The following is a 9,204-nucleotide window of genomic DNA, read 5'->3' on the forward strand; positions in this document are numbered from 1 at the left end:
TATCACTATATTTCATAACTTAAAGTTTTTATTATAATTTTTTGGAAACTTAATCAACTATTAAATTGACAAAAAATATCAAATATTAGCTACTAATACTTAATATCAAAGCCTCTTGTTGACAGACATCTATATACGTTTGTTAACTTTTAACGGCATAATTTTTATACTATCTCGGCATTAGTTACGCTTTAAGTCTAGCAGTTTTGCTGTTTTTTACTTATGATAAATACCCTTTAATTATTAGAACGTATTGAATATTTACAAACAGCGCGTGTCCTCAATTCAATCGATAGTCTTCCATATGGGCTAAAATGGTGAATCCTTAACACGCCTTATTCTTTTACATAGTTTTCAAAAAATTGACGCCATCGGTATAACTAAAAAATCAAAAAAGTAATAGGATGAATTCATGAGTTTACTACCTACCAATTTTGAGACTTTAAAACGTCGAGCAAAACAAAGCATCCTACCCTTGCTAACCCCACACTTACTTAAGCTGCGTATCAACACTTATGCCCCTTATGTCGGTGCAGGTATCAAAATCGATCACATAAGTCTTGACCAAGGTCTATGTGTCGTCAGTATGGGACTAAACTCGTTAAACAAAAATATCGTCGGTACTCAGTTTGGTGGTAGTTTGTACTCGATGGTTGATCCCTTCTATATGATTATGCTGATGCATCAATTAGGTAGTAGCTATGTTGTCTGGGATAAAAGCTCACATATTGATTTTGTGGCACCGGGCCATACCAAAGTAACGGCACGAATGAAAGTTGCCAGCTCAGAAATCATTACCATTCAAGAATTAGCAAAAGATGGTGGCGCTGTTTTTCGTGAATATAAAGTCGATATAGTCGATGAACAGCAAAAAGTTATTGCGACTGTCACAAAGACGATATATATCAGACTGCGTAAATACAGTAAATCCAAAAATCAAACCAGTCGTATAGACAATTTGGATAGTGACAGCTAAGACGCTGCTAAGCGTCTAACTCTTAAATTTTATTTAAAAGCCCACATACAAAAACCCCAACCTAGCTTGCGCATAGATTGGGGTTTCGTCTTTTTTGGTATGGCCCGCTTATTTATATGATAAACCTATTAATAAGGGCTTGTATCTACTTTTGCTTAGTTGCCTTGCCATTTAATAGAAGGCTTAGCAACTAAGCAAGTTTGAGCATCTGCTCAAACTTATGCTTTAGCGGCAGTTTTCTTTGGAGCAGCTACACGCGGAGCAAGTTTTTCGCGGATACGTGCTGATTTACCAGAACGCTCACGTAAGTAGTATAGTTTCGCACGGCGAACAGCACCACGGCGTTTCACTTCAATGCTGTCAATGATTGGTGAATGCAATTGGAATGCACGCTCAACACCAACACCGCTTGAGATTTTACGTACGGTAAACGCTGAGTTTAGACCGCGGTTACGCTTAGCAATTACAATACCTTCAAAAGCCTGTAAACGCTCACGATCGCCTTCACGTACTTTTACTTGAACCACAACGGTATCGCCGGGTGCAAAGCTTGGGCGCTCAATCAATTGAGCATTTTCGATGACCTGAACTAATGGATGCTTGTTGCTCATGAGAGTTATCTCCTCACATTAGATAATAGAGGCTTAACGCATATCACCTGTTTGTAATAATTAATCGCATCTCTTTATGGTGAGACGCAACGTAAATGGGTTATAACCAAAGGCCACTATGCGATGACCTGTTTATTGTTGCGCAAAATTTGTTTCTTAACCGTTTATCAAATCAATCATTTATAAGATGGCTTTTATCAACGCTACTCTTATGAATGCTGTTTTTTGTCTGCTTTTGCCAATGCTTTTAGCCACTTAGCTTGTTCTACCGTTGGTGTAAATGCCTGCCACAAGTCTGGACGACGCGCTTGCGTGCGACTGACTTGCTGACTAAAGCGCCACTTAGCGATATTGGCATGGTGTCCTGACAGTAAAACATCAGGTACTGCCATACCAGCGAACTCATGTGGTTTAGTATAGTGTGGGCAGTCAAGCAAGCCATCCACAAAGGAGTCTTGCTCAGCAGACCTATCATCACCCATAATGTCAGGCAGACGACGTATCACGCTATCCATAAGTACCATTGCTGGTAGCTCACCACCGGTCAGCACATAATCACCTAGTGATACCTCCATATCAACATATTGCGATAGCAGGCGCTCATCTATGCCTTCATATCGACCGCACAATAAAATCATGCCATCGTATTCCGTCATATCAACAACTCTACTCTCACTGAGCGTTTGCCCTTGTGGCGACATATAAATCACCGGACAGTGCTCACTGTCAACACGGCAGCCATATTGACTAGCCCGCAAGCGCGCATCCTCGATAGCTTTTGACAATGGCTCAGCCATCATCACCATCCCAGGACCGCCACCATAAGGGCGCTCATCAATACGGCGATAGTTATCAGTGGTATAATCACGTGGATTAATGCATTCAATCGCCACTTGATTCTGAGTGACTGCTCGACCTGTGATACCAAAATCACGAATCGTAGCAAACATCTCAGGAAAAATACTAATGACGGCAAAATACATCTAATATCTACTTGCACTGTGGCTATTAATGGTTAAATGAATCGGTATGATTATCGATGATAACTAACAAAAAAGCCGAAGCTTGTCTCGTTAAAGCTGGTATCAATAATCACTTGGCCATGCCACAAGCACTGTTTTTTCAGTCATATCGACCTGTATTACAGTTTGTTTGTGCCATGGAATCAGGCGCTCTTCACCATCTAAACTATCTGAATTTGCCGTTACACGCATGATGTCATGGGCACCGGTCTCAAACATCTCAGTGATATTGCCTAAATATTCATCTTGCTCGTTCATCACCCGCAAGCTGACCAAATCCGACCAATAATATTCGTCTTCAGCTGTCTCAGGCAAAACGTCTTGTTCGACCCAAACGGTAACACCGTTCATGGTCTCAGCAACATTGCGATCAGGAATCTGCTCAAATTGAGCCACAATTCCTGTGCCCTGCTTACGCCAAGCTTTAACAGTTAAAGGTTTCATGCCAGTGGCAGTTTTCATCCACCACGGCTGCATGTCAAATATTGCCGTACGATCTTCTGTATCACTAAACACCCAAAGCCAACCTTTAATACCGTAAGGCTTTTTAAGCTGGCCAATTTTCATAAGGGCACTAGCGTTTGGAGTGGATGACATAACGGCTAACCTAACATTGATTAAAACAGCAATTGTAAATACATTTCAATCAAAAGCGATAAACGCAATCAAAAGCGATAAACAGTTAATGGCGTACCCTGGCCAAGCCAGTTACGCTATGTTTTCTAAAGTCTATAACAACAAAAACTTAAGCGGTTGCTTCAGTTTGAGCGGCAGACTTGTTGTAAGCTTTTACTAATGAAGCAACGCGATCTGAAGGTTGTGCACCTTTTGCGATCCACGCATTGTACGCTTCCATATTTAGACGTACTGCTTCTTCAGACTCTTTAGCGAGTGGGTTAAAAAAGCCGATGTTTTCAATGTAGCGACCGTCACGCGCGCGGCGTTGATCAGCAACAACAACTTGATAAAATGGGCGTTTCTTGGCACCGCCCCGTGCTAAACGAATAACAACCATGTGAATTCTCTCTTTCGCAGGTATACCAAAAAGGGCATAATTATATCACAGTCTTTATTTATTGAAAACATAAACTATGCTTATTTAATTATTTATTAACAATAGCTTAAACGCTAGTGGATGTGAACATAATTGCGAATTGCCACCACTTTTCAAACTACCATATCGTACTATCCTTGATATCAGATTGTTAACATAATCATCCGTAGATATCGAAATGGTTTATAAATGACACACCACCCTAAAGCGCTCAGTATCCCTAGATGATTGTGTTAATCTATAGAGCATCGACTATGTGCTATTTACCCAATCACTTAATAACACTATATGTCGTCAGAATAAAAGCGATGATACTCGCAATGCTAATGCTTTGCTTTTCACAAAGCTAAAGTACGATAACGCTTAAACATACTCTAATAAAATCTTTTTCAATATGTTGGATTTATATGACTATCTCAAACCCAAAACCACGTCGTAAAGGTTGGCTAGCACGCTCCTACTCCAATACTTGGCTGACAACTTTGATGGTTTCCTTCATTGTCCTTATTAGTGTTGGCTTATCGATTTTATTCTTTTGGCGTAGCCTTTATTTACCGGAGCTAAAAAATCATGCTCGCTATTTAACAAGCGAGCTACAACTAATAAATAGTGTTAATAAAGATTGGCAAAATAACCCTAAGGTCCGCCAATGGATTTATCAGCACTCTCATGTCGTAGTGGTAAATAATCCTAACGACTTTCCAGAAGTGTCTGATAAGGCTTTTGTTGGAGTCTTTACCGATGTGTTGCAACGTGAAATTGGTGCGCAGTTAGGTCGTCCTGTTGAGGTGTACTTTAAATTCAAGCCAACACCGCAGCTTTGGATACAAGATAGTCGTGATGACAGTTTTTGGATTCGTGAACCAGTGGTTTATTATTCACAGTACAGTCCTGGGTTATTGGTGCTCTTCCTCATTGGGCTACCTATTTTATCGCTACTAACCATTATCCTACTAGCCAGGCAGCTAAACCGTCCATTACGCTATTTGCAACGTGCAGCAACCAACTATATTCGTCTTGGTCATGCAACCACTTTACCCACGCAAAAAGGTCCCACAGAGATACGTCAGGTCAATATGGCATTTAACCGCCTATTCACCACTTTAAACCAAGCGCAAAAAGAACGTACCATTATGCTTGCTGGTATCTCACATGACCTACGTACACCATTGACTCGCATGCGTTTGACGGCAGAAATGCTACCAGATGACTTTTTTCGGGAAGGATTAATTTACGATATTGAAGATATGGATGCGATTTTAGAGCAGTTCATCTCTTTTATGAAAGACGGCTCGGACGAACCAGTGAGTTTGACCAATTTAGATACCATATTTAATGAGATTATGGTGCAGTTTGCGCCAATAAAGTTTATTTATCAGTCAGAGTGTGACAAGGTTGTACCCGTACGACCGTTATCTATCAAACGCCTGATTATCAATTTGGTCAATAACGCAAATCGTTATGGCAAACCACCTATTTATCTCTCAGCCACTGTTGTACCAACTTTTACAGAAACAGTTGAAACTGAAGATAGTGAGGTAGTTACTGAAAGCGCGATTAATAAAGAAGCTCAAGAAGAGTTAATGATATGTGTACGTGATTGCGGTGATGGCGTTGCAGAAGACCAGTTAGAACGTATTATGCAACCATTTGAACGTGGAGAGACCGCACGTACCACACAAGGTAGTGGACTGGGACTGGCTATCGTTAGCCGAATTGCAGGATTACATCATGGTAAGGTCGAAGCAATCAACCACCCCGATGGTGGTCTACAAGTCTGTGTACATATTCCTTTACTGTCTAAAGTTGCTGGAGATCAGACCATCGCTTCTGATACAGAAGACACCCTTGTGTCCAATGATGATGTGCTAGATAAGAAATACTAAGTATTGATAATACATACTCAAAAACACCTGATGGTGGTTTTAAATACTTCTAAAAAAGCACCTTGATTACTAAAGACTAGCAATGCTCCGTATATCCTAGTCTCTAGTTCCAATAGTAGGAGGGATATAGTTGGCGCTATTAGTAAACTCTAACGGCTGGGTAATGCTTTCTTTTGCTGCTTTTAATGTTTGAGTTGTTGATGGTTGCTGCAAGAATAAATAATAACCCAATGTTATCGCATTTAACACGACCAAACCACCAAATAAATACGGCATTCTTTATCTTCCTTTGCTTCTAGGCTGTTTTCAAAAAACTATTTTTGAAACATTTATCGTTAATCAACTACTGATAATTATTTCATCTAAAGACATCAAACCAATCTATAGCTTATTGATTCATATATCCGCTATTCCTTATCCAAAACCCCGTTATTACTTATCATCAAAATCACGCTCACTCTTTTCTTGCGTCAACTCATCAGCAGCCAGGATTTGTGTCAGTGGCTTAATAGGCCATGTCATAATAAATCGGGCACCACCAAGCTCTTGGCTCTCATCAACTTTCATATTACCATTAAACCAAAAAGCAATGCGCGATACAATAGACAAACCTAGCCCATAGCCACCCGATGCTCGCGTACGACTGTCATCTAAACGCGAAAATGGAATAAATACTTTTTCACGATCTGACTCTGGAATCCCATGCCCATCATCTTCAACGCTCACAAAAGCATTGCCTTTTTTCACTCCAGCACTAATGACTATCGTCGTCTCTGCATAACGTAGTGCATTACCTGCAAGATTTTGGATCACACGATGTAAATATCGTTTATCTGCAACGGCCGTCACTTTAGCGCTTGGTAGCTTGGTTACAATTTTTATTGGCTTGCCCAAAGCATTAGTTTCTCGCTCTATCTGCTCAAGTAACTCTCTTAAATTGACGGGCTCTAAATCCAACTTGGGCGAACCTTCCTCTAGCTTTGCATAGGTCAAAATCTCATCAATCAAACCATTAAGCGACTCAATATCTTCATCGATATAATCACGTTGCATAAAACGTGAGTCCTCATCGTCAGTATCAGCAAGCATATCAACAGCAAAGCGAATACGAGCCACAGGGGTACGTAATTCGTGTGACACTGCTCTTGTCAACTCTCGCTGCGACTCAATCAATCGTTTGATATGTGAAGTCATCGCATTAAAAGTCGCAGATAAGCGCGCAATTTCATCTTGTCCTATTACTTGAACCTGAATGTCCAAATTGCCCTTACTGACTTCATTGACACCAACCTGAATCAACTGCAATTTACGCTCAAGCGGGAAAATCAATGCATAGACACCTAAACTAATCAAAAACATGCTGATAAGGATCATACTGATAATTAAATTGAGTGGGAACCAATTGAATAACGGTACTGGACCGATCAAAATCGCCATATCGTTGATTTCAGAGGGTACAACTATTTTGATAGCCGAACTTTTACTACTATTGGTATCTTGTAATGAGATAACCACCTCATCACGGCGCAAGCGCCCCATTTGATCTGTATCTAAATTAAGTGTGTTTACTGCTTTAAACTCTAACGGAAAAGAGAACTTTTCTTCTAACTGAGCCAAACGTGCACGTTTATCAGACAACGTCATATGGTAAGACAAATCATCCAAGAGAAACACCGCTATGGCTCTTACTTGCTGCTCGGTCACTTGCGTTACTCTTGCTGTTAAGACGCTTTGCTTATCAGGCAAACGATAATAAACATCAGCGTATACAGGCTGAGCAACATAGCGAACAACCGTATCTCCATTTTCAAAACGTCGCAATTCACTGGCATTAAAATCTACCTCGTCAATAGGTACAATACTAAACTCTGCACCAAATAAACTGCTAGCGTCAGACAACCAATATTCACGCTGCTCTTCATTTCTCTGATGCGCAATGCCTTCGCTCACCAAATGAAAGGCACCTGTTGCCATACTTTCACGATAAGACTGTACACGCTCTTTATTAATGGTATCCATCAATAACTGAGCAAACAATGCCACACATAGACAGACTATGAGTAGTCCTGCATAAATACGAACAAAGATACTGTGTTTTAAAGAAGAGACTAATGACATACGCGCCGTAACCAACTTAATAAATAAAAACTGCTGATATCATTCAACATATAAGCGCTGTATTATATGCTGAATAATTCTGAGAACGGTTGAATAAAGATAACTACGGACTACTGTATTTTGGTTAATACATAATATTCATCTAAAGCCATACCTATATAACCTTTACTTAATCAGCACCCACTCTAATTACCTAATTAAACCACATAACACTGCATTTAAGTTTAAAAATTAAACTTTAGCCACAAAAAAACCAGCATTCTAGCTGGTTTTTTATTCAATGCTTGTAAATAATAATTACTTGTTTTAGATAGACAAAAATTAGTTGCCTTCTTTAACGAACAAATAACCTTTACTACGAACAGTCTTGATACGTTTAGGGTTCTCTGGATCATCACCAATTTTTGGACGGATACGTGAGATACGTACGTCAATTGAGCGATCTTGACCATCATACTCAATACCACGTAAACGCTCAAAAATGTCTTCACGAGATAAGATGCGACCAGCATTAGAAGCTAGCAACCATAGCAGGTCATATTCAGCGCTGGTAAAATCAACCAACTCCTCACCTAAATTCACTGAACGTCCACCATTATCGATGACCAATTCGCCGAACTCTAAACGCTGAGGCACATCTTCTGATGGTGCATTTTCTGAGCGACGTAACAACGCACGGATACGGGCAAGCAGTACACGTGGCTGTGCTGGTTTGGCAACATAATCATCAGCACCCATCTCAAGACCTAGTACTTGATCCATATCTTCAGTACGAGCAGTCAACATCAAAATAGGGTTTTGGTAATGCGGGCGCACTTCACGGCAAACTGTCAGACCATCACTACCAGGTAGCATGACATCAAGCACGACCATATCTGGTTGCTCATTGACGATACGGCGAATCGCACGATTACCATCAGTTTCAATTGCTACTTCTAAACCATTTTTGACCAAGTAATCTTGAGTCAGCATGGCCAGACGCTCATCATCTTCAACAATCAAAATTCGGGGAGTATTGTCTTCTTCAGTCGTTGTCATTGTTATATCCTCTAATACATCTAATTTAAAAGCAGTAAAAGTAAGAGCGGTAAAATTAATAGCACCATCAAGCGGTGCAATTGATGTTCGTATAGCTGTTACAAACTTGGTAGCACAGTATACTATTAAACATACAGCTTCCTATACTATAGCTTATAGTCGGTAACAAAACCTATAAACTACATACATTAAAACTTTAGTTTACGTCCAAAAATCATGCTTTTTGGATAAATATTAATCAGTTAGGTAGATTCTTATCAGCCTAGTACTACTTAAATTTATATAAATAACTTCATTTAATGAATCAAATAACCTATATATTCTGAGCTTCACTTGATAGATCTCATTTCACCATCTCTAATATAACTATATATTTATCTCTCTACCATAGCATTTTCTAATTTACTTAGAGGCCATATGGCGTCAGACTTATATAAACCCACTATAGTCAAAAAACTCTAACATAGGTACAAAGCAACTAATTATAGGTTGTAATATT

General features: G+C 39.7%; 9 protein-coding genes. 2 read left to right on the forward strand and 7 right to left on the reverse strand.

Annotated elements, in window-relative coordinates; all coding sequences use genetic code 11:
- Window positions 1–412 precede the first annotated feature (412 nt).
- Window positions 413–976, forward strand: coding sequence for a DUF4442 domain-containing protein (locus tag ACT3RN_RS12605; protein ID WP_192992568.1), 564 nt, complete (start codon window positions 413–415; stop codon window positions 974–976).
- Between the two features lie 218 nt (window positions 977–1,194).
- On the opposite strand, the gene rplS is transcribed toward ACT3RN_RS12605, so the two are convergent.
- The 4 genes from rplS to rpsP form a co-directional block, all read right to left on the reverse strand.
- Window positions 1,195–1,587: a 50S ribosomal protein L19 gene (gene rplS, locus ACT3RN_RS12610; RefSeq protein ID WP_192519379.1), complete on the reverse strand. Its 393-nt coding sequence runs from the start codon at window positions 1,585–1,587 to the stop codon at window positions 1,195–1,197.
- A 209-nt stretch (window positions 1,588–1,796) separates the two neighbouring features.
- The gene (gene trmD, locus ACT3RN_RS12615; protein ID WP_192519378.1) at window positions 1,797–2,570 is read right to left on the reverse strand and encodes a tRNA (guanosine(37)-N1)-methyltransferase TrmD; all 774 of its coding nucleotides are present in this window, start codon (window positions 2,568–2,570) and stop codon (window positions 1,797–1,799) included.
- Between the two features lie 102 nt (window positions 2,571–2,672).
- Window positions 2,673–3,206, reverse strand: coding sequence for a ribosome maturation factor RimM (rimM, locus tag ACT3RN_RS12620; RefSeq protein ID WP_192519377.1), 534 nt, complete (start codon window positions 3,204–3,206; stop codon window positions 2,673–2,675).
- 148 nt (window positions 3,207–3,354) lie between these two features.
- Window positions 3,355–3,624 carry a 30S ribosomal protein S16 gene (rpsP, locus tag ACT3RN_RS12625; protein ID WP_068038349.1) on the reverse strand — a complete coding sequence of 90 codons (270 nt, stop codon included), beginning with the start codon at window positions 3,622–3,624 and terminating at the stop codon, window positions 3,355–3,357.
- A 446-nt stretch (window positions 3,625–4,070) separates the two neighbouring features.
- On the opposite strand from rpsP, the gene ACT3RN_RS12630 reads away from it, so the two are divergent.
- Complete coding sequence (locus tag ACT3RN_RS12630) at window positions 4,071–5,549, forward strand: ATP-binding protein (protein ID WP_192519376.1); 1,479 nt, start codon at window positions 4,071–4,073, stop codon at window positions 5,547–5,549.
- Between the two features lie 96 nt (window positions 5,550–5,645).
- Here ACT3RN_RS12630 and ACT3RN_RS12635 read toward each other — a convergent pair whose 3' ends face one another.
- The 3 genes from ACT3RN_RS12635 to ACT3RN_RS12645 all read right to left on the reverse strand — a co-directional run bounded on the left by ACT3RN_RS12635 (window position 5,646) and on the right by ACT3RN_RS12645 (window position 8,705).
- Complete coding sequence (locus ACT3RN_RS12635) at window positions 5,646–5,825, reverse strand: hypothetical protein (protein WP_192519375.1); 180 nt, start codon at window positions 5,823–5,825, stop codon at window positions 5,646–5,648.
- A gap of 156 nt (window positions 5,826–5,981) precedes the next feature.
- Complete coding sequence (locus ACT3RN_RS12640) at window positions 5,982–7,667, reverse strand: ATP-binding protein (protein WP_192519374.1); 1,686 nt, start codon at window positions 7,665–7,667, stop codon at window positions 5,982–5,984.
- Between the two features lie 321 nt (window positions 7,668–7,988).
- The gene (locus ACT3RN_RS12645) at window positions 7,989–8,705 is read right to left on the reverse strand and encodes a response regulator (RefSeq protein WP_192518623.1); all 717 of its coding nucleotides are present in this window, start codon (window positions 8,703–8,705) and stop codon (window positions 7,989–7,991) included.
- Window positions 8,706–9,204 lie beyond the last annotated feature (499 nt).

The sequence above is a fragment of the Psychrobacter sp. AOP5-GZ1-6 genome, from assembly GCF_052376345.1.
GTDB lineage: Bacteria > Pseudomonadota > Gammaproteobacteria > Pseudomonadales > Moraxellaceae > Psychrobacter.

Excerpts from the sequence above, each read along its gene's own strand:
- ACT3RN_RS12635 (WP_192519375.1), bottom strand. The coding sequence starts at position 5,825 with ATGCCGTATTTATTTGGTGGTTTGGTCGTGTTAAATGCGATAACATTG.
- rimM (WP_192519377.1), bottom strand. The coding sequence starts at position 3,206 with ATGTCATCCACTCCAAACGCTAGTGCCCTTATGAAAATTGGCCAGCTT.
- rpsP (WP_068038349.1), bottom strand. The coding sequence starts at position 3,624 with ATGGTTGTTATTCGTTTAGCACGGGGCGGTGCCAAGAAACGCCCATTT.
- ACT3RN_RS12630 (WP_192519376.1), top strand. The coding sequence starts at position 4,071 with ATGACTATCTCAAACCCAAAACCACGTCGTAAAGGTTGGCTAGCACGC.
- ACT3RN_RS12645 (WP_192518623.1), bottom strand. The coding sequence starts at position 8,705 with ATGACAACGACTGAAGAAGACAATACTCCCCGAATTTTGATTGTTGAA.
- ACT3RN_RS12605 (WP_192992568.1), top strand. The coding sequence starts at position 413 with ATGAGTTTACTACCTACCAATTTTGAGACTTTAAAACGTCGAGCAAAA.
- trmD (WP_192519378.1), bottom strand. The coding sequence starts at position 2,570 with ATGTATTTTGCCGTCATTAGTATTTTTCCTGAGATGTTTGCTACGATT.
- rplS (WP_192519379.1), bottom strand. The coding sequence starts at position 1,587 with ATGAGCAACAAGCATCCATTAGTTCAGGTCATCGAAAATGCTCAATTG.
- ACT3RN_RS12640 (WP_192519374.1), bottom strand. The coding sequence starts at position 7,667 with ATGTCATTAGTCTCTTCTTTAAAACACAGTATCTTTGTTCGTATTTAT.